Genomic DNA, 22,129 nt, shown 5'->3' with positions numbered 1-22,129 from the left:
TGATTAATCTTTAAATAGGTTTGATAATGTATTGTTCAATTCTTCTCCACGTAAATCTTTTGCAAGCACTTTTCCATCCTTATCCAATAAAAAGCTAGCGGGAACCGATTTTACGCCATATAATGCTGCAGCAGTATTCGACCAGCCTTTAAGTTCAGAAACATGTTTCCAGGTTAAACCGTCATCATTAATTGCTTTCAGCCAGGCTTCTTTTTTGCTATGTAACGATACCCCTAAAATTTCGAAGCCTTTATCATGGTATTTTTTGTAGGCTGCCACCACATTCGGATTTTCTTTACGGCAGGGGCCGCACCAGCTAGCCCAAAAATCGACTAAAACATATTTCCCGCGCAGTGCCGAAAGTTTAAGTGGTTTTCCATCCACATCATTCATTACAAAATCGGGAGCCAGTTTTCCCGGAGCAGTTTTATTGGTTAATGCTAAACTGGCTTCAATGGCTTTTCCATAATATGAAGCCTTAACTGCCGGATCAAATAACGCATACATGGCTGCTGCCTGTTCCGGATATGGATAATTAATAAAGCGGTCTTCCACAATTGCAGCAACTGCTACTGAAGAGGCGTGTGCCTTTACATAAGTTCTTACTGCATTTTGATTAAGTACATCCAGTGCTTTAAATTCATCATCAAATGATTTTCGCTGTTCCGGACTTAAGGTTACTTTACCTTTTTGATTTGCACTATCCAAACGGCGGTAAATATCACCAGCTTTTGATGTTATCGATTTCCATGGACCATTATAAAAACCAAAATAAATATCAGTTTCAGGCGAACCGGTTACTTTGGCCATAAACAACGAATCCTTGTCGCCAACTATTGAAATGCTTTTATTTTCTAAAAAGAAGTTTTTTTGTTGCTTCCCTCCCTTAAGTTTTAAGGTATACATTTTAACCTCCGGTACTGTACCACTAAAGGCAAAACCCCCATTGGTAATAACAGCAGAATCTTTAATTTCCTGATCTCCAATATTGTGCAAAAGATAAATTAATCCTTTATCTATCCCTTTTATCTTACCCGTTAACTTATATCCTCTTTGTGGACTAAAAGCAGTTGCAACCAAGATAACTAAGGCAGCTGTTGCTATTAATTTCATTGTCTTTTTCATGATTGATATCGTTATGGGAGCCAAACCGGCTCCCGATAATTAATTTTGATAACCTGGATTTTGTGTTAACGAAGGATTAACAAGAATCTGTGTCTGCGGAATTGGAAATAAAATGGAAGTTGATTTCCAGGTTGGTTTTAATGAGCTAATTACTGCATTTGCACGACCAGTTCTTTTTAAATCTAACCAGCGATGTCCCCACTCGCCAAAAAGCTCTACTTTTCGTTCCTGTTCAATAGCCGTTAACATTTGTGACTGATCTAAAGCCGCACTTACACCTGCTAATCCTGCTCTGGTTCTCACCATATCGATATCAGTTTTTGCTCCTGAAAGATTGTTTTGCTGTGCGCGGGCCTCTGCACGGATTAAATAAAGCTCCGCAAACCTTAAAGCAACATTATACTCGTTGCCACTGCCTGTTCCGAATTTATACTTGCTGATGCCATAGTAGGTTTTTCCTGAAATGGTTTTTGGTGTAGCCCAGGCAGTTCTTCGTAAATCAGTAATGGATTCAAAACTTTGATATGTTGCATCTGCCAGTGAAAATGCCGGAACTACTGTTGCTGTTGTCACATAAACGCCACCATAAATCGAAACACCTGTTGTATTTGCAACTTGCCAGATAATTTCATTGCTATTATTTACAAAGGCAGCATCAGGCGTTGGTAAGCTATAAACACCGGCACTAATTACCTGAGTAGCCTGAGCCTCTGCATTAACATAATCTTTTTGATAAAGGTAAACACGTGCCAAAAGAGTGGTTGCGGCATACTTATTAATTCGCGCCCTAAATGTTCCGGTATAGGCAGGAGGCAATAAACTTTGTGCATCGGTTAAATCTTTCACAATCTGTGCATAAACCTGAGCTGAGGCTGTTCTGGGTAAGGTTGCATTTTCGAAAGCTGAATAATCATCCTTTAACGGTAAGGGTACATCGCCATATAAGTTTACCAGATAAAAATAGGCAAGGGCTCGCATAAATTTTGCTTCGCCCAATAACTGGTTTTTAACACCCGGGGTTAAACTTGTTGAAGCGGTTAGGCCACTAATTGCATTATTGCAATTTTTAACAAAACCATAATACGATGCCCAAAAGTTGGCTACCGTACTATTCGTGTTGGTTAATGCATTATTTGCAAATTCCTGCAGAACAGCATCAGTAGAATTATACTGAAGATCATCTGCAGACAGGCCTGAAAGTATAGTTGAATTTAAAATAATACCTGTTGCCGATGTACCGGAAGAATATAAGCCCAATATGGTACTCTGTGCAGATGCATCTGTTTTAAATGCATCCTCAAATAAAATTTGTGTCGGCGGAGCACCCAATTCTACGAATTTTTTACAGGATGAAACAGTTAAAACTGTTCCGATCATTAACATTTTATAAAAGAAATTTTTATATATTTTTTTCATGATTTTATCAGTTAAAATGAACAGTTAATACCAAAAACAATTGTTCTTAACGGAGGCAAAACCTGACCAATTGTACCGGTACCTAAGCCTGAAGGTCCGCCTTGAACGGTGGTTTCGGTATCAAGAATATATTTGTTTTTCGACCAGGTATAGAGGTTCTGTCCCTGAACAAACACACTGCAACCAGACATCTTGATATGCTTAAGCCATTCGGCTGGTAACGAATACGATAAATTAACCGATCTGAGTTTTAAATAAGAAGCATCTCCGTAAACCGCATCAGACGATGTATAATTGTTGTATGAGGCATAAATGGCTGTACCTGGCGTAGCAGAAGCACCTGGAATATCACTGCTGGTGTTGGTAGGCGACCACCTGCCGGCCCAATAATTATTCTGGTTTACCAATGCACCTGGCCTGGTATTTAAAATCTTGGTTACGCCAAAACGGTGGTTAAACTGAAAAAATATACCCAGCTCGAAATTTTTGTAAGTAAACGTGTTGTTAAATCCTCCAAAGAATGGCGTACCCAAATCAGCTACGTAACGATCATTTGTCGTAATACTTCCATCCCCATCTCTATCTTCAAACATGGCGGTTCCATTGGCTGGATTTACACCCAGGTAATGGTAAAGACGGATCAGATTAATGGATTCACCAACTACATAAGTTGAAGCATAAAACGACTTATCAAGACTTGGAAAATCTAATAATTTGTTATCGGTGAAGGTAATGTTTGCCGAAGTTTTCCACGAAAAATTGCTTGATACGATATTTGTTGAGTTAAGCTCCAATTCTAAACCTTTATTCTGAATAGACGCCGGAAGGTTGGTGGTATAACTGTTGTATCCGCTTTGTGTTGGCAAGGCATTAAATGTAATCTGATCTGATGATCGGTTTCTGTAATAATTGGCCGTAAATGAAATACGATCCTTTAGGAAACCCAAATCAATGGCAAATTCTAATTTTTTAGTCGTTTCCCATTTAATATCTTCATTTGGAAGTGTTGCTATACTCGTAGCCGCATTTCCCAGATAAGCTGTAGTGCTCGAGTATAAAGGCAGATAAATAAAGTTAGAAATCTGATCGTTACCTGTTGTTCCGTAACTTCCCCTCAATTTACCGAAGCTAAGAAAGGGTAGGTTATCTTTTACAAAATCTTCCTGAGAGAATACCCAGCCTGCACCAACTGCTCCGAAATTACCAAAACGGTTAACCGGACCAAATCTTGAAGAACCATCTCTTCTAAATGTAGCATTGAAAAGGTATTTTTCTTTCCATTCGTAATTTAGTTTGGCAAAAACAGCATCATATTTATACTTAATAATATTGTTGTACAATACCGTAGTGGTACCTGCAGCTCCTAATGTGCCCAATAGCGCCTCGTTACTATAGTTGGTTCCGGAAAGATAAAGCCCATTTGAGGTATTTTGCTGAAAACTTGTTCCGATAAGCGCGGTTAATGTGCCCTCCCCAATGTTTTTTACATAATCTAAAGTGGGTTCCACAATCCAGTTCTGGGCGTTAAGGTTGGTAAAATTGGCAGAACTTGTTGGGTTGTTGGCCGGATTTTGAGATGATGCAGGTGTAGTGGCAACCTGCTCGAGCCTGGTATTGGTATAACCAAAATTAGTTTTAGCCGTTAAACCTGGAAAAATGGTATATTTAAGATTGGCATTGGCGATTAAATTATTCGTTACCCCGTTATATCTTCTTAATAAACTGGCCAAAGGATTTGTAAAACCAGTAGCCCAGAATAATTTACCCGCGGCATCATAAAGTGGCAGATTTGGCGGCAGATTATATACCGATGATACATCAGAGGTTGGTATGTTGGTATTATCGTTACTATAGCTCACCGAAAATGAAGCATTGAATTTCTTATTTAGAGAGCTATGATCTAAGTTTAGTCTCGACGAGAATCTTTTATCGCTATTGTCGCCTAAAAAAACGGTACTTTCTCTGCGGTATGCCGAGTTAAAGAAAAAACGGGTTTGCTCGTTACCACCCGACATTGATCCTTGAACATCGGTAATGTGGCCCCGGTTTCCAATGAGCAGTTTTTGAAAATCGGTAGAATTGTTCTGGTCCCAAACGGTTAAATCTGGCGCATTGGTAGCCGTAGGGGTAACACCATCGTTTTTAAAAGCTTCTTTTCTTAACGCCAGGTATTGCTGCAAATCTAACGTAGGTATAAAGCGGTTGAGCTCAGTAAAACCTGAACTAAAATTTACACCAACTTTTACTTTTCCCGATTTTCCTTTTTTAGTCGTAATTAAAACTACGCCATTTGCACCTCTTGATCCATAAATTGAAGTCGCATCAGCATCTTTCAAAATATCGATACGCTCAATATCAGAAGGGTTGATCATACTAAAAGGACTTACACCTCCACTGGCCCCCGACGTTCCAAAAGCATTTAAGTTATCTGTTGCAGGCGAGCCTCCATTAAAATTGGTAAACGGGACACCATCAATCACATACAAGGGAATCCCTCCAGAGCTAAGCGAATTCTGGCCCCTGATCTGCACCTGAACGGCTCCACCCGGAACACCATTATTCTGCGCAATCAATACGCCCGACATTCTGCCAGATAGTGCAGCTAATGGATTACCAACAGGTTGTTTTTCAAGCTCTTTTGCCGTAATAGAAGCAATAGATCCTGTACTCGTTTTTCTGGTTGTTGTACCGTAACCAATAATCTGCACCTCATTCAGGCTACCTACCGAAGGTTTCATTACAATCTTGTACGAATTTTCTGCGCCAATCACCTGTTCTGTATTCTGATAGCCGATACAGGTAAAAAGAAGCACTTTGGTTCCTTCATCGGGAAGATTAATTCCAAACTGGCCGTTTCTGTCAGTCGCTGTACTTGCCTTATTGTTTTGTTTCAGTATTATTGATACACCGGGAATGGGAACGCCATCCTCATCTACTACAATACCTGAAATCCGGATATCAACCGGCAGAGCTTTAACTTCCGGTTTTATCGATGAAATTAAAATCCTGTTATTTAACTGGGTTATTTTAAAACGTTTGGAGTTAAACAGCACATCAAGCAGTTCCTGAACGGTACGTTTTTGAACCGGGATATTGATTTCCTTTAATTCTTTAAGATCGGTATTTCTATAAATAAAGATAAAAGGTGTTTGCTTTTGAATTTTTTCAATAGCAGAAAATACACTCTCATGATTTAATCCAAGTATAACTTCTGTATTGGCGATCGATTGACCTTTGGTATAAGAAGCAAAGATTAATGAAGAGGTGGTAAAGGTTATTATAGCTAGTACAAAGCTTAAACGCATAATCTGACGAATTAGATATCGTGATTTTTTAGAAGCGAAAAATTTCTTACAGGGATTCCCGCCCTCTGCTGATTGTGCAGAAAATTTCATAATTTTAAATGTTTTAAATGATGCCTAAATTGTTTAATACATCCTGTTCCAATTCCAGCTGGAACAGTGCAAATTTTATCTCTCTGTCTCGCAAGGACAGGGAGATTTTTTCATCAAATGTGGAAATAGTAGAGTTCTTTCATGTAGTTTGGTTTGTTTGGTTTTAGTTGATATTGATTATTTAATTATTGCAATCCTTACCCGAAATAAAAATCTCATTGGCCTTGGTTGCGTATGTTGCATTATTAAAAGAAGTTATTACCTGCAAAATCTCCTCTAAACTTTCTCCTTTCTGAAAAGTTGTGGTAAAGCGACAGTTTTTACCATGATCATCTACAAAAGTAATTTTGGTTCCGAAGCGTTTAGCCAATACTTCAATAGCATCCTTCATCGTGATGTCTTCAAAGAAAATATCTTTTGCCTGCCAGTCTACAACCTCTTGCGAGATCACTTTGGTCAAACTTGGCATTTTTCTTTTCTCATCAAAGGTGAGCTGTTGATTAGGCGTAAGTACCCCTAATAGTGTTTGATGATCCTGTACACTTACTTTTCCACGGGTTACCGTGATCACAACTTTCTGCCCCTCAATAGCTTTAATATTAAAAGCAGTACCTAAAACGGTTGTTTTCACTTTTCCCGCATAAACAATAAATGGCTTAGCCTGATCATGAACGATATCAAAATAGCCTTCACCTTTTAGGGTAACCTCTCTGGTATTTCCATCAAAATGTTTGGGATACAGCAACACTGCCCCATTGTTTAATATCACGGTACTCCCATCTGGTAATACAATTTTTTTATGCTCCGTTTCTGCCACCACATTAAGTACTGCTACATTAGCTTTAGCCGTTATTTTTTGCGTTGAAGGCTTTAAAAAATAAAAAGTAGAAAAACCGGCAATCAATAATACAGCAGCCCAACCTATCCAGGCAAAATTTAATTTAAATGACTTTTTTTCTTCCTCACCAACAATTTCATTAAAAATTGTATTGGCCTTACTTTCTGCTATAGTTTCGTTCGATTGGAATAAATCCCAATCTTTTTCCATGAAGCGTTTTTCAAATTCAACATTGTTTGAGGCGTTAAGATGATTAAATAAAACGCTCTTTTCTTCTTCTGAGATAGTATTTTGAGCATACTTCTCCAGAAGTTCACTTATTTCTTCATTTTTCATACAAATGGCGATATAGAAAAGATATTATTATGTTCGTTTTAAAGGTTGACGTTTGAAAAGCATAAAAAGGGGTAGTCAAAAAATATTTTTTTTTAAAATATTTTAAAACTCCAACCACATTTAAAAGAAAAGCGATATAAAACAGGAATGGATTACATTATTTTAGCAATCCGATAAAAACGAAAGATATAAGTGGTATGGTATTATTTTTATCTACCATGGTTCGTAATGTTTTTAGGGCTTCTCTTAAATGAACCTTAACAGTAGCGGGCGCAATATGGAGTATTTCTGCAACTTCTTTTTGTTTCATACCTTCAATATGGCACATCCGGTAAACCAGTCCTTGCTGTTTGGGTAGTTTATCCAGTAATTGATCAACATAACTTTCCGCATCTTTTCGCATAATGGTATCTTCGGTTCCGGTGTCCTGTTCCATCCAAACCACTTTTTGCAAGTCTGTTGTTTTATTTTCAGCGGCAATAGCCCGAAGGGAGTCTAAAGTAAGATTAACAGCTATTCTTCGAATGTATCCACCAAAGTTTTCAATTGTGCCCAGACTTTCTCTCTTTAACCAGATTTTAAGGAAGGTTTCCTGAACGACCTCTTCAGCTCTTTCTTTAGATTTCAGGTACCGGTTGGCGTATGAAAAAACTTTATTTTTATAAGCATCAAAGATCAAGCGAAAGGCCTGTTGATCGCCAACAGCTATTTTGAGCATTAAATCTCGTTCCTCTCCCAATTCCTTAATTTGCATATACTAATATAATATTTTCAAAGCAGGTTTTCCAGGTTGATGAAGCATTTTTGGCTTGCAAAAAGGTAACCTGCAATGGTTTCAGTTACATCTTCTATTTGAAGCTATAATTTCGGTAAGACTACAAAAAAATCTGATTATTTATACCAATCAGGATGCAATTTGACAATAAAACCCTAAATACAGCACTTTAAATTAAATAAAACAGGATTTATTTACATCATTGCTCAAATGCAACCAAAATTCAACCAATCAGGAAACAGGAAAGCTGTTTTAATTGCGTGAAGTAATAAGAATTAAAAATGATGGCGGTTAAAACGTAAAAAAGCCACAATGAACACATCGTGGCTTTTATTAATCAACTAAACCTTATAAATACTAACCAAATATTTATAGTTCAAAAGTACATCAGGTATATTAATTGCAAATCAAGTAAGGGTTAAATGAAAGAGAAGAATTTATCATTATCGAAAAAGCGATCAAATTAAATCAAGTACAAGGGCTAGAACGCCCTTGTATTGATTGCGCTATCATCCCTAAACGACGCTCACTAGATATCCCTAATATCCAATTGGTGTGCAATTATAAGTGCTCTCCATCATAATTCATAATTTAAGCTTATCCAGTACCTATCCAAAAATATGTACACATAAAACCCTAATAATCAGAATAATAAAAACACTTGATATATACTGCAATTCTAATCTTTATTACCAATAAGTAAACGTTACCGTCGATTGGCAGTCTTTATTTGCAGTTGCCCTTATCCAGTGTGCACTAAAACCATCAGGGAATGTATAATTAATGGTTTCTCCGGCTTTTAGCGTAAAGGTTTTATAAGGGTAAAAGCCTGTTAAATCGAAATCAACTTCAAGTGTAATTTTCACCTCTTTATCGGCGGTAATGCTTACTTTTTTCTGGTCATAGCCAGTCATTAAATAAGGTAATGAAGGATCATTTGCTTGAACAGTGGTATTTTTCCATACGCCTCCTTTACCTGTTGGCTTGCCCATTTTCCATAAATCATCAATTCCTCCATACCATAGGCCATTATCCTGGTCGCCAAAATAATGTCCGTCTGCCTGTGCACCTTTCTTGGTTCCACTCAATACCAATAAACCTCTCCAGGTACAAAAGTCTGTTATTTTTTTATGGTGTGTGGTAACCGGACGAATGGCATTAAAGCCCGATTCGCGGCCCACCTCATAAAAAGTACCTTGCACGTTTAACATAAATCGCTCTGATTCCACTTCCCGTTTATCCCGATAAGGGAAAAGTTCATAGTCATCAGATCCTTTTGGCAAACGGAAAGTTCCGGTTTTATCTTTGATGATAATCGATGCCTCATCAACCTCATAACTTTTTTTAAGGGCCAGAAGTTTCTCCATTTGTGCGGTACTATCGTCAGTAGTGTTTAAAAACGACAATTTCTCGTTCACTTCCTGATATTGTTTTTTGCCATTTGAGATGTTTAAAACCTGAAGGTTTTTATTGTAACCCGAAGGACGGATCAGGCTCTCATTAACCGGCGTTTTTTCGCTTATCCCGGCTAAACTATTAAACATATTGTCTTTACTTTCGTGCATTTTACCTGTAAAATGAAAAAACGCGGAAGCATTACAATCTTTGTTTGCCTTAAAACGAACCCACGTTGCCTTAAAATCAGCAGGAAAGATAAAATACTGGTAGGCATTGGCTGCAAGCGTTATGGTTTTATAATCTTCCCATTTGTTATTGCCTGCTTTATCGATCTGGATGGTGAAACTAACGGCCTGATTTGATTTTTGAGAAAGGTGCAATACCTTTTTATTAAAACCACTGATCAAAAAAGCATCAGAAGGTGTATTTGCCTTCACCTGGTCATTATCCCAGGGGCCACCCCAACCTGTTGCACCACCCCAGTTCTTAAGATCGCTCCATTGCCCGAACCACAGATTAGACTGGGACCTACCGGCCATGGGGTTTTCCAGCACAGTTGTTTCATCAGTAGCGATTACAATCTGATTATTCCAGCTGCAAAAATCGGGAATATAGCGCAAATGACTGTTTACCGCTTGAATACCACCACTGTTTGCCCGTGAAAATGTTTTAGGAAAATCGTACATCATACCGTGCATATCCATCAGCATTTTACCGTTGCCAACCTCACGAATGCGCGGCCACTCGGTATACCAGCCTCCTCTATGATCGTAAGTGTGGGCAGCTTTGGGTAAACGATAAGTATACCATTGCCCTCCATCTAATAATTTCAGCATCACGGAACGTTTATCCCAGCCAATGCTCCACAAAGGGCTTTTATCCGATGGCGAGCCATAAATACCACCCGGACCTGTAACATCAGTAAACTGTCTGCGTTCGATAATTTTCCATGTTTTGCCATCCCAGCTAGCCAATACGCCCTTTTCCTCCTCATTTTTTGGTAAGTCTCCGGCTTCAAGCATGTCTTTTGTAAGCTTAAAAACGGCTTCCTCTCCATTGTTGGCAACCACCAGTTGTTTCTGCGCAGTATAAGCGCCTTTACCATGCCAACCTGGAACGGGTTTGTTAAATAGTTTTTTTACGGCCAATGTGTGTACATTGGTTTCGTACAACATCCCTTCCATATCGTAAAAATAAACCATATTGGCCGGATCACTCAGGTGGCGTGTGGTTGCGGTCATCCTGCCCGGCATCACCGAGAATGGAATAACCCTCACTTTTCCCTTATCATCGATAAAATAGTTACTGGTAATTAACTGGTTCGATTCTTTGTGGATCATCCGGTTTGCTGGTGTGCCGCCAATGCTTTCCGGATGGATGGTCACATTAAGGTTATTGTCGATACTGTACAACTTATCAGAACTTCCTTTGGGCATGTGTGGCGAGTAGGTTACCATCCAAAGTTTACCAGCCCAGGGCGTAATGGCACCAATGCCGTTTTCGCCCCCGTCGCCATAACTTTTGGTTGCTCCCTGTTTTAACCAGTTTTGCTTCTCCCAGTTTTCGTTAAATGTGGCTAAATGCGGGTAAATCCCACTCACCTGTAAAGGTTTTTGTTGTGCATGTGCCAAATGGGCCGTGAAGATGGCAGCACTTATTAAAGTGCTACATTTTAATATCAGGTTTTTTTTCATGTGCATGGTTAAAGCAGCCGAAAGGGTTTACTTCCGGCTGTGATCTGTTAGTAATTCGGGTTTTGTGTTAATTTTGGATTCGCCCTTACCTCAACAGCTGGTAATGGCCATAGGTATTGTTTCGATTTATCAAAGTTGCGTTGGAATAAAACTTTAACATCTGCGCCAAAACCACTATAATCGGCAATACCATCGTCATCTATTGGTGTAACGCCCGGGAAAGGCCATTTCGCTCTGTTTTGGTTTACCGGATCTGGTAAGCCAATAACAGGACGTGTGAGTGCTTTTTCTGCTAATTTCCATCTAATCAGATCCATGTAACGCAGGCCTTCAAAAGCAAACTCAACCCTACGCTCTCTTCTTAGCACATTTTTTAGTTGTGTTAAATCTAAAGTAGTAATCGCCGGGTAAGAGGCTGTTTGGCTAACAGGTACACCATAAGCCCTGGCCCTAACCTTGTTAATGGCATCAAGTACTGTAGCATCAGCCTGTCCCAATTCAATTTTTGCCTCCGCATAAGTAAGTAGTATTTCTGCAAAACGAATGATGATGGCATCATTATCTTCTTTATGTGTGTCAGACCAGTTTTGAGCTACACCTTTTTTAAATACAAAACCGGTGAAACTTGCAAAAGGTGCCACAGCGCGCGTATCATTATTAGTTACTTTGCGACCTAACTTATTGCTCCATACCTGTGCAGAATCGGGGTGTGGGTTATAATTATAGCCTAACCAATAACTCGTCCGCGGCACTACTGTTGAAGGGGAATTATTATAAAATGGAACTATCGTAGCAATTAATCGTGGATCGCGGTTTGTGAAAGGATCTAGTGGATTGTACAAAGGAGACTCATCAATTGGTTTCCCATCTGTACATTCGAACGCATCTACTAATTCGCGGGTTGGCAAAGTAGCACCAAAACCGCCAGCGTTACGTGTTAAAATATCATCCGGCACACTAAATACCTGTTGTGTTTGATCTCTGGGTATGCTGAATATAATTTCTGCACTCTGTTCCCCAGCTAATTGGAAAAGGTTATCATAAGAAGCATTCAAAGTATAAGCTCCAACTCCTGTTAAATTCATAACTGCTAATGATGCTGTTCTGGCCGTTTCCCAATCAGCCATGTATAAAGCAGTACGAGCCTCTAAGGCTAATGCAGCACCTTTGGTTAATCTTTTTACGGCAGTACCATAAGTTTGAGGGAGATTTTGTGCGGCAAACTCATATTCTCCTTTTAAAAAAGTATAAATATCAGCTTTACTGGTTTTATTTACATTTTTGGCCTCTTCTATGGTTAGCGTTTTGGTATTTAAAGGCACATCGCCAAAGTGGGTTATTAATTTGGTATATTGATATGCCCTGATCAATCGCATTTCTGCTTCCAATCTGGTGATAATGGCCGCAGGCGTATTTGCTGCTGCCCGGTCTTTATTTTCCAAAAAGGTATTTACCCTCGCAATGGCTTTATAACAGTTTAAATAGTAGGTTTGTACATTGGCATTATCAGAAGCCAGGCTACCTGCTATAACAGGATTACCGCCTGATCCTCCTCTATAAAAACAATTATCGGAGAAAAATTCTTCCCATGTACCGGTAGCTGTCTTAGCTGAGGTCCAAAAATCTATCCGATATAAATCATTCACCGCCAGTTCCAGTTCATTTTGGTTCGTATAAAAGCTACCCGTAGCCGGGCTAGATGGATCTGATAAATCAAGTTTTTTGCATGACGATGCCGTAACAAAGCCTATAGCCAAAAATGTATATATAATGGTCTTATTCATTTTGTATAGATTAAAATTTAACACTTATACCACTTAAAAATGTAGTAACGATAGGATAACTTGCATTGCCTGATTCAGGATCGGCATATTTAGGATATTTACTACTGGTTAAGAAATCGTTAGCAGAAATATACAAGCGCACTGATTTAAGCCCTAATTTTTGAAAAACATTATATTTATCGAAAGTATAACCAAGCGTAATATTTTTTAACCTGAAATAAGAACCATCGAACAACCAAAAATCTGATGAAGCGTAGTTATTCGTGGCATTAGTATTGGTTAACCTGGGCAAAGTTGCCGCCAGGTTTTGCTCAGTCGTATTGCTTTTACTCCAAAAATTGCCTTCTAGATAGGTTGGAAAATTACCAAACTGTTCCTGGAAAGGCCGAACGATATCATTGTTCAATCGGCTCAATTTTTTGCCAACTCCCTGGAAAGTAATACCAAAATCAAAGCCTTTATAACCTAAATTTATATTACCACCGTATTGGTAACGAGGCAACGATCCGCCCAATAACACTCTATCGTTAGCGTTAATTATTCCATTGCCATCTATATCTTGATAGCCAATATCGCCAGCAGTTACAGCAGCACTGGTTTTTGCGGTACCTGCTATCGGGGCAGTTTGGTATATACCGGTACTCAAATAACCATACCATTCGTTAAACTGGCTTCCCTCCATGTTAACTAAAGTACTGCCGCTTTCCTGGCGTGTACCACTCATGTTTTTTATATTACTTTTAGCATCAGAAATATTAAAACTGGCGCTATAAGTAAAATCGTTAATTTTATCTTTCCAGTTTAGGCCCAATTCCCAACCGCTTACATCGAGTATGCCCGCATTTTGTTGTGGCTTATCGTAGCCCATGTTTAATGGAATGTCCAACTGCAATAAAATATCTTTAGTGCTTTTTTTGAAATAATCAGCAGTAACGTTTAATCTATTGTTTAAAAACGTAGCATCTAACCCCACATCTGTCGAACGGGTTGTTTCCCATCTAATATCATTTACTGCATAAACTGTCTGGCTTCCAGAACTTAACGGAACTAACACACCGTTTTGGTAGAATAAAACATTTCGAAGATCGATATTGGCCTGGTAGGGATAATAGACTTGGACATCATTGTTATTTCGATCAATTATGCGTTGGTTTCCAACCTCGCCGTATGATGCCCGCAGTTTTAAGAAATTAATCCATTTTGCTTCTTTTATAAAGTTTTCTTCTGAAAGCACCCAGCCTGCTGAGAAGGAGGGATAGGTTGCACTTCTAAAACCTGGGGCAAACCTTGAAGACTGATCTAACCTTAAATTAGCCTGAAAAAGATACTTGCCCATAAAATCATAACCCACACGGCCAAATACCGAATGTAAACTTTCCTCGGTTGCACCGCCAGCATTATCACGTAATGCAGTTGAACCGACTGTTAAATAGGGAAAATCTAACAAAGGGAAGCCATCTCTGCTTGCGCTAAGTGATTCAGCATTAGAATAAATGCTTTCGTAACCTGCAAGAGCGCTAAAATTATGCTTGTTGTTAAAAGTTTTGGTGTAATTAGCTAAAAACTGTCCGGTAATTTGATAAATTTCATCTCTATCTTCATCTAAAGTGGTAAGTGATGTATTGCTTGCCGCACTCGGGCTACCATCGGGATTGGTATAAGCGATTTTCTTTGAAAATGCCTTACTCTTGTTAAAGTCGAAGGTTGGCGCAACAATCGCAGTCAATGTTAAATGATCTATCGGTTTAAAGTTTAAGGCTAATCTTGCTTGAAGCTGGTTAGATTTTGAGGTCGTTGTGCCCCCTTCATTTAACTGTGCTAAGGGGTTTCTTCCGTCTTTGGCAAGGGCATAAGCGCCATTTGTATAATAAGCGGCATATACCGGAGGCATCACCCTGGCTTCGTAAATGGGCGTTTGCCCACTAAAAGGATTAGTAACTGGAGAAAGGTTATTTAAACGCCGAAAGGCTAAATCTGCAGTTGCACTAAATTTATTACTGATTTTAATGTCGTTGTTTACCCTAAATTGATAGCGTTCGTAATTATAGTTGTCATAAAATGCCCCTACATCCTGATAACCCAGCGAAACTTTTGTTTTTAACTTTTCTGTTCCAGAGGTAAATACCAAATCATGTTGCTTTCTTGGTGCATACTTATTGGTCATAATTAAGTCCTGCCAATCAGTATCAGCAAAAGGAAATTTATCCGGAGTGGCTGATCTGTTTTTATCGAAATTGTCGATCGCATCCTGTGCATATGGACCTGTTGCGGCACCATCATTAACGGCCTGTTCGTTAAAGTAGCGCATGTATTTTGGTGAATTTACATATTCAGGCAGGGCTGTTGGTTTTTGCAAAGCATACTCAAAATTGTAATCTATACTCGAAGCCCCCGTGGCACCACGCTTAGTCGTAATTAAAATTACACCTGCAGCACCCCTGGAACCGTATATTGCGGCTGAAGCTGCATCCTTTAGTACACTCAATGATTCAATATCATTTGGGTTAACCAAATCCATACTGCTCACAGGTATTCCATCAACAACCACTAAAGGACCGTTGGTATTAAGCGTAGTTACCCCTCTGATTTGTACCGTAGCGCCAGCGCCGGGTGCCGAATTGTTCCGCGTAACACTTACACCAGGAACTGCCCCCTGCAAAGCCTCTGATACTTGCAAAGTTTGACGGTTTGTAATGTCTTGTCCGCTAACCGTTGCTATTGCACCTGTTAAATCTTTTTTCTTCTGCGTACCATAACCTACAACTACTACATCATTTAAGTTTTTGATATCGGTAGCTAAACTAATGGTCATATTCGTTCCTGTAATTGAAACAGTTTGTTCCTGATATCCGATATAGCTAACCAACAGTTTATTGGTACCAGTCGGAACGTTTAAGCTAAATTGCCCGTTTGCATCAGTGGTTGTACCTGTTTTTGTACCCGGTATACTTACAGTTACACCTGTAAGGCTTTCTTTGGTACCTGCATCAATCACCTTCCCGGTAACCGACCTGGTTTGTGCTTTTAATGCATAACAGGTACACAAAAACAACACAAATAAGAGTAGTTTTTTTTTCATTAAATTTGGTTAGTTTTATAAAAAAATAGTTTGTTTTGCAGCAAATGGTTCTGAACCTGTGATTTGCTTTTATAAACTTAGGCAATGATTTATATCACAAAACATTAACCGTCTATACAAATGTTTACCAATATTATTGACAGCACAACAAGCTAAAAACCAGACAATTACCCCAAATGAACAATGAGTTTGTACAAGCCGAAAATTCTGTTTTTTTTAAGCAGCTGGATATTTGCTGTAAAAAAGTAGCGCAAGAAGTTGGCGAAAAAAACATTTCGGACTGGAAGAACAGTGATTACATCAGATTGAGTAGCCTGCTTCACCGGAAAACAAAGGTTCATTTAAGTGAAAACACCCTTAAACGCATATTTGGAAAACTTAAAACGCCTGTGCGCTATTATCCACAAAAAGCCACAAGGGATGCTTTGGCTCAATTTATTGGTTACCGGGATTGGTACGAATTTGAACTGTTGCATCCTGTAAGTGAAAAGGATGTATCGACCCTTAATTCTACAACTCCTGATGCTCAACCAAAAGAAGTACCTGGTAAAAAGAAAAACCACATATACCTGGTGTTGTTACTGATTATTACCATATCCACTATCGGCTTTTTCTACTTTATTCATAACAATGATGAGCTAACTAATGTAAAGCTGAACTGTTTAAATCCTGAAGGAAAAAGTCCGCATTCTGCAATCTTTAAGTTGGCTGTTAAAGGTAATCTGCCTGACGATTCATCTACTTTTTTCATCGACTTTGGAGATGGCAAAACCAAAAGATCAGCAACTACAAATGCAGCAGTAAACCATTATTATGAAACACCCGGAAGATATTTCCCGGTACTATACCACAAAAATACACCGATAGATACGGCCTATGTATATCTTCAAAGCAAAGGATGGGATGTTATTGCCACCATGTTGTACGATACGACAAGGGTATACCCGATTTTAAAGAAAATTGCTCATGAAAGTGACTATCAGATAACCGCTAAAGAACTATCAACGGCAGGTGTTGATACTAACAAAACCTTTTTTGTATCATATAGTAATGTGAGACCCACAAATATCAGTGCTGATAATTTCGAATTCAATGCAGATATTATCACTTCAGCAGAACGGGCCGGAGTACGCTGCTCGCAAGTTGATATTGCAGTTTTTGGTGATAGAGACAGTCATAACCTGAGTATAATGAAACCCGAATGTACGGCTTGGAGCTCATATAAATTTTCGGAAATGGCGAGAAGGGGAGAAAAGGATGATTTAAGACAGCTTGGATATGATCTTACCGGAGGTGGCAAGGTTAAACTCCGCATCAGGAATCAACATGTGTCACTTATTATCAATAATAAAGAGATCTTTAAAACTCAATATAACCATGCTGTTGGAAAATTAATGGGTTTTAAAATCATGTTTGCAGGCATTGGTTCTTTTAAAAACTTAAGTCTTTACGACCTGAAAACCAATGAAAGGTTTTAATCAATTCACAAGTACAGGTATAATTGTATTGTCCCCGGTCGTAATTCAATCGCTAAACCAAAGCTTTTAAAAGAATAGATGATTCTGCAAACTCATAAAATGGTTATATTGCGGCAAAATGAACAGTTTAAAAAACGCTAATCTTACTAAACTTTGGTCATTTCTCTTAAAAAAGGAATGTGTTATTGTCATCTATCTGCTGTTAGCAATAGTTGCTGGATTTAAGCAGTATCATCACCACGCTTATAACAATTACCTGATATTCAAGTATGTTTACTGGCATACCACAGATCTTCAAAATTTATATCATAATTATCCCGAATACCTAGATAGCAACCATTACGGCCCTGTATTTTCGATTTTTATTGCTCCATTTGCCCTATTACCTGATGGTTTTGGCTGTATCCTTTGGAATATGGCCAATGTATCAATATTGCTCTGGGGAATTTACAGTCTTCCAATTTCGTTAAACAAAAGGACTATTATTGCCTGGATATGTGCACATGAGGCCTTAACTGCACTCTTCAGTTTTCAGTTTAACATTGCACTGACGGGATTAATATTGCTCAGTTTCTCTTACCTGATTAAAAAGAAAGAAGTACAATCGGCTTTTTTTATTGCCATCGGCACATTGGTAAAACTTTACGGGATTGTTGGACTGGCATTTTTCTTCTTCACTAAAAATAAGTTAAAATTTATCATAGGCTGCCTCATTGCTTTTACGGTATTGTTCGCTTTGCCCATGGTGATTTCGTCTCCCGCATTTGTAATTCAATCCTATCGAGACTGGTATCATTCCCTTGCTCATAAAAACGACCTAAATGCATCATTAACTTCTTTTCAGGATATTTCTCTGATGGGAATTGTAAGAAGGGCAACAGGAGATATCAGCATTCCGAACGCGCCGTTTTTACTGGTTGGCCTCATCCTGTTTGGTTTACCTTATTTACGGATTAAACAATATAAACATATTGGCTTTAGGTTAATGTTACTGGCCTCTACACTTATTTTTACGGTTATATTTAGCAGTGGTTCTGAATCGCCAACCTATATTATTGCTTTTGCAGGTGTTGCCGTTTGGTTTATGGTGCAGCAAAATCCTAAAAAAGGATGGATAATAGCCTTATTTATTTTTGCTTTTATCTTAACCAGCCTCTCGCCAACCGATATTTTTCCAAGGCCGGTTAAAGAATTTATTCGTCTATATTCGCTTAAAGCCCTACCTTGCGTGATCATTTGGTTAACCATAATTTATCAAATGATGAAAGAAGATTTTGAGTCTTATCTGATTGCCGATAAATGAATAAACTAGTTTCTATAGTAATCCCTGCTTACAACGAAGCCGATAATATTTTTGTAATAGCCGAAAGTATTAAAAAAGTTTTTTCGACCATCAATTATGATTATGAAATTATCCTGGTGGATGATGGAAGTGCCGATCATACCCTCGAAAAAATAAAGGATTATGCCTCAACAGCAAATAATATATTTTTCCTCGAGTTTTCGAAAAACTTTGGTCACCAGTTGGCGGTTAAAGCGGGCATGGACCATGCTTTTGGCGATTGTGTAATTTCTATGGACTGCGATATGCAGCATCCTCCCGAGTTGATTCCGGAAATGTTACAGAAATGGCAGGAAGGTTTCGAAGTGGTATACACCATCAGAGAAGAAGATAAAAATCTATCTAAAGGAAAAAGAAGCTCCTCAAACTTATTCTATAAAACCTTAAACTGGTTATCGGATATTGACCTGGAACCAGGCGCAGCCGATTTCCGCTTACTTGATCAAAAAGTGGTGAGTGTTTTTAGAAATTTTCATGAAAACGAGCCATTTTTACGTGGTTTGGTCAAATGGCTTGGTTTTAAGCAGTTTGCTATTCGGTATAATCCGGCCGCACGTTTTTCGGGAAATAGTAAATATACCTTCAAAAAGATGTTGAGGCTGGCACTGCATGGTGTTACCTCTTTCAGCATAAAACCATTGTATTCGGCCGTTTATCTGGGTTTCATTCTGTCGTTTGCCTCTGTACTGTATATTCCCTACATTATTTACGCTTTTGTCAATCACGTAGAGGTTTCAGGCTGGGCATCAGTAATTATGACCATTGTCTTTTTTGGAGGGCTCCAGCTCATTATCCTGGGCATTATAGGTATTTATGTAGGTAAAATGTTTATGCAATCAAAAAACCGCCCTAATTATATTATCCGTTCAACCAATATTCAGCAAAAATAAATGGTATTGTTAAGTTTTGATATCGAAGAGTTTGATATGCCTTTTGAATATGGAAAAGAAATTTCTTTTGAAGATCAGATTGCCATTTCGAGAGCGGGTACAATCGCCATTTTAGATATTTTGGAAAAATACGAAGTTAAAGCCACTTTTTTCTGTACCGTTACCTTTGCCGAAAATATTCCCGATCTGATTAAACGGATTACCGAAACAGGACACGAACTTGCCTCACACGGTTATTATCATTCAGATTTTAAACCCGAACATTTACTGCAATCCAAATTAAAGCTCGAAGAACTTTCGGGCAGAGAAATTACCGGTTACCGCATGGCCAGGATGATGCCAGTTGACGAAAGGGAAATTGAAAAAGCCGGGTATGCTTATAACACGTCCATTAATCCAACCTATTTGCCTGGGCGGTACAACAATTTGAACATTTCCAGAACACACTTCATTAAAAACAATGTGTTACAAATTCCGGCGTCGGTAAGCCCATTAATTAGGTTCCCGCTGTTTTGGTTGTCGTTTCACAATCTGCCTTTAACTCTTTATAAAACACTAGCCAGCTGGACTTATAAAAAAGATAAATACCTTAATATTTATTTTCACCCCTGGGAATTTACCGATTTAGAAGATTTTGATCGCTTTGGTTTTCCAGGTTACGTCAGAAAAAATACAGGTACAAAAATGGTAAAACGCATGGAAGATCTTATTTCGTGGATGAAGGCTAAAAAATATCCCTTTGGCACTTTTCAGGAGTTTATCCGTACAATTTCTGCAAACTGAAAACTGTAAACTGTAAACTGATAACTATTTATACGTTTCAGCTAATTTTAGGGCATTATAGGCATTAACAATACCTCCGCTTACACATATTTCGCTGAAAAGCGTTCTAACATTCTCCCCCCTTTCATTTTTGTATTTTACTTTGTGCGCTACCTTCGAAACAGATTTCATGATTATTGCTCTTACCTGTGCTGGTTTTAATTCCGGGTAGTAGCTTAAAATTAGTGCTGCTAAGCCAGCCACAACAGGCGAGGCCATACTCGTTCCATCAGCCTCCTCATATTTGTTATCAGGAATGGTTGAGTTAATTAAAAATCCAGGGGCAAAAACATCTACATTATATTTGCCATAATTAGAAAAATCGGCTTTCAGATTGTCATCATCTTTATAGGCACTTGCACCTACTTCGATCCAGTTACTGGCATGAGGCAGCTTAAATTTTGCGGAGTCGATGGGTACAGGTTTTACTAATGCAGATCGGTCATAAGATGGCCTCATACCCATGCCATTATTTTGTGTCATGGGTCTGGGTGGAGTAAAGTCTGGTTTGCTGGGTTTTTTATTCGCTTCTTTATAAGCTTCAGCCTCTTTACTGTCAAAAAACTTATTAGGGTAATTCTCTTCCAGATCGTTATTTTGGTTATCGTTTCCGGCTGCGTGTACCAGTAATACCCCTTTTAGTTCCGCGTATTTTACTGCCGAGTCTACTGCTTTTTTATCCCACTTGTAGCTTTTACCAAAACTCATGTTGATTACTTTAGCACCATTATCAACCGCGTACCTGATGCCGTTGGCCACATCCTTATCACGTTCATCTCCTGTGGGTACCACCCTGATGGCCATGATACTTACATGATTGGCTACGCCCAAAATACCTGTGGAATTTGTACGATCTGCTCCAATAATTCCGGATACGTGTGTACCGTGAAAAGGATCAGGGCCTTTTACATCATTGTTTCCATAATCTTTTTGGTAAGAATTACTGTAATCATCGCCCACCAGTTCTGCACGCCTATCATATTTGGGGTTTAAGTTATACTTCAGCATTGCATCGTATTGCTTGTAACCTTCCTTTATGCTCTTATAAAATTTCTCAAAACTACCATCTTCCTTAGCACCCTTTCTGATGATTGTTTTTACCTGCTCTTCCGTTTCATCATCAGGTTTATATTGATCAATATCCTCCATGGTCGGGATTTCTTTTTTATTGATTTTCGCCACAGAATCTAAAACCTTGTTGATGGCAATCAGAACAGAAAAAGTATTGCTGGCATCTTCGTATTTCTTACCGAAATCGCCAACCATTTTCTTATACAGTTTAAATTCTTCTTTTTGGGCACTGTCTAAAGGAGTTAAATTGGTTGTTGATTGATATTTTGGAGTATAAATCCTTAACAGGCGCACCAATTCTAAATTGTCAAACTCTAGATTGCCTTTCTTAGAACCAATAAAATTCCAGCCATGGATATCATCGATATAGCCATTACCATCATCGTCTATTCCATTTCCCGGGATTTCTTTTTTATTCGTCCATAAAACAGATTGTAAGTCAGGGTGATTGGTATCTACCCCACCATCAATTACTGCTACAATAATATTTTGCTTAGGTTTTTTATCTTTTAAAAGCTCGCGATAAGCTTTCTCCGTACTGATACCAAAATATCCGTTTTCTAATAAATCTAAATTAAACCAATTGGCAGGGAGTTGTACATTTTTACTTTGAGCAAAAACGCCAAAGTTTATACATAAAATAAAAGCAAGAAAGGTTAATTTCTTCAGGTTCACATTCATCATCA

The 22,129-nt window shown here is 38.5% G+C and carries 13 protein-coding genes; 4 read left to right on the top strand and 9 right to left on the bottom strand.

Annotation, left to right across the window (positions count from 1 at the left end; translation table 11 throughout):
• Positions 1-3: 3 nt before the first annotated feature.
• The 8 genes from CA265_00180 to CA265_00145 form a co-directional block, all read right to left on the bottom strand.
• Positions 4-1,125 (bottom strand): hypothetical protein, encoded by a 1,122-nt coding sequence (locus CA265_00180; protein ID ARS38192.1) that lies wholly within the window; start codon positions 1,123-1,125, stop codon positions 4-6.
• 39 nt (positions 1,126-1,164) lie between these two features.
• The gene (locus tag CA265_00175) at positions 1,165-2,541 is read right to left on the bottom strand and encodes a hypothetical protein (GenBank protein ARS38191.1); all 1,377 of its coding nucleotides are present in this window, start codon (positions 2,539-2,541) and stop codon (positions 1,165-1,167) included.
• Positions 2,542-2,552: 11 nt separating this feature from the next.
• Positions 2,553-5,936 (bottom strand): SusC/RagA family TonB-linked outer membrane protein, encoded by a 3,384-nt coding sequence (locus CA265_00170; protein ID ARS38190.1) that lies wholly within the window; start codon positions 5,934-5,936, stop codon positions 2,553-2,555.
• Positions 5,937-6,117: 181 nt separating this feature from the next.
• Entirely contained in the window at positions 6,118-7,110 is a 993-nt protein-coding gene (locus CA265_00165) for a hypothetical protein (protein ARS38189.1), read from the bottom strand.
• A 157-nt stretch (positions 7,111-7,267) separates the two neighbouring features.
• Positions 7,268-7,864 carry a hypothetical protein gene (locus CA265_00160; GenBank protein ARS38188.1) on the bottom strand — a complete coding sequence of 199 codons (597 nt, stop codon included), beginning with the start codon at positions 7,862-7,864 and terminating at the stop codon, positions 7,268-7,270.
• A gap of 710 nt (positions 7,865-8,574) precedes the next feature.
• Positions 8,575-10,983, bottom strand: a complete 2,409-nt coding sequence (locus CA265_00155; GenBank protein ID ARS38187.1) for a hypothetical protein — start codon at positions 10,981-10,983, stop codon at positions 8,575-8,577.
• A 41-nt stretch (positions 10,984-11,024) separates the two neighbouring features.
• Positions 11,025-12,761 carry a RagB/SusD family nutrient uptake outer membrane protein gene (locus tag CA265_00150; protein ARS38186.1) on the bottom strand — a complete coding sequence of 579 codons (1,737 nt, stop codon included), beginning with the start codon at positions 12,759-12,761 and terminating at the stop codon, positions 11,025-11,027.
• Between the two features lie 10 nt (positions 12,762-12,771).
• The gene (locus CA265_00145) at positions 12,772-15,840 is read right to left on the bottom strand and encodes a SusC/RagA family TonB-linked outer membrane protein (protein ARS38185.1); all 3,069 of its coding nucleotides are present in this window, start codon (positions 15,838-15,840) and stop codon (positions 12,772-12,774) included.
• A 176-nt stretch (positions 15,841-16,016) separates the two neighbouring features.
• Here CA265_00145 and CA265_00140 point away from each other — a divergent pair, with 176 nt between their 5' ends.
• From CA265_00140 to CA265_00125, 4 genes are all read left to right on the top strand, one after another.
• Entirely contained in the window at positions 16,017-17,318 is a 1,302-nt protein-coding gene (locus tag CA265_00140) for a hypothetical protein (GenBank protein ID ARS38184.1), read from the top strand.
• A gap of 118 nt (positions 17,319-17,436) precedes the next feature.
• Positions 17,437-18,621, top strand: a complete 1,185-nt coding sequence (locus CA265_00135) for a hypothetical protein (GenBank protein ID ARS38183.1) — start codon at positions 17,437-17,439, stop codon at positions 18,619-18,621.
• Positions 18,618-19,550, top strand: a complete 933-nt coding sequence (locus CA265_00130) for a glycosyltransferase (protein ID ARS38182.1) — start codon at positions 18,618-18,620, stop codon at positions 19,548-19,550. Before CA265_00135 ends, CA265_00130 begins: the two co-directional genes overlap by 4 nt.
• A complete protein-coding gene (locus tag CA265_00125; GenBank protein ARS38181.1) occupies positions 19,551-20,333 on the top strand; it encodes a polysaccharide deacetylase in 783 nt (260 codons plus the stop codon).
• 24 nt (positions 20,334-20,357) lie between these two features.
• On the opposite strand, the gene CA265_00120 is transcribed toward CA265_00125, so the two are convergent.
• Positions 20,358-22,127 (bottom strand): peptidase S8, encoded by a 1,770-nt coding sequence (locus CA265_00120; GenBank protein ARS38180.1) that lies wholly within the window; start codon positions 22,125-22,127, stop codon positions 20,358-20,360.
• Between the last annotated feature and the right edge of the window lie 2 nt (positions 22,128-22,129).

The sequence above is a fragment of the Sphingobacteriaceae bacterium GW460-11-11-14-LB5 genome (assembly GCA_002151545.1).
Taxonomy (GTDB): Bacteria; Bacteroidota; Bacteroidia; order Sphingobacteriales; family Sphingobacteriaceae; genus Pedobacter.
Note: the sequence above shows the minus strand (reverse complement) of the source record. Positions and strands in the feature narration are given on the sequence as shown.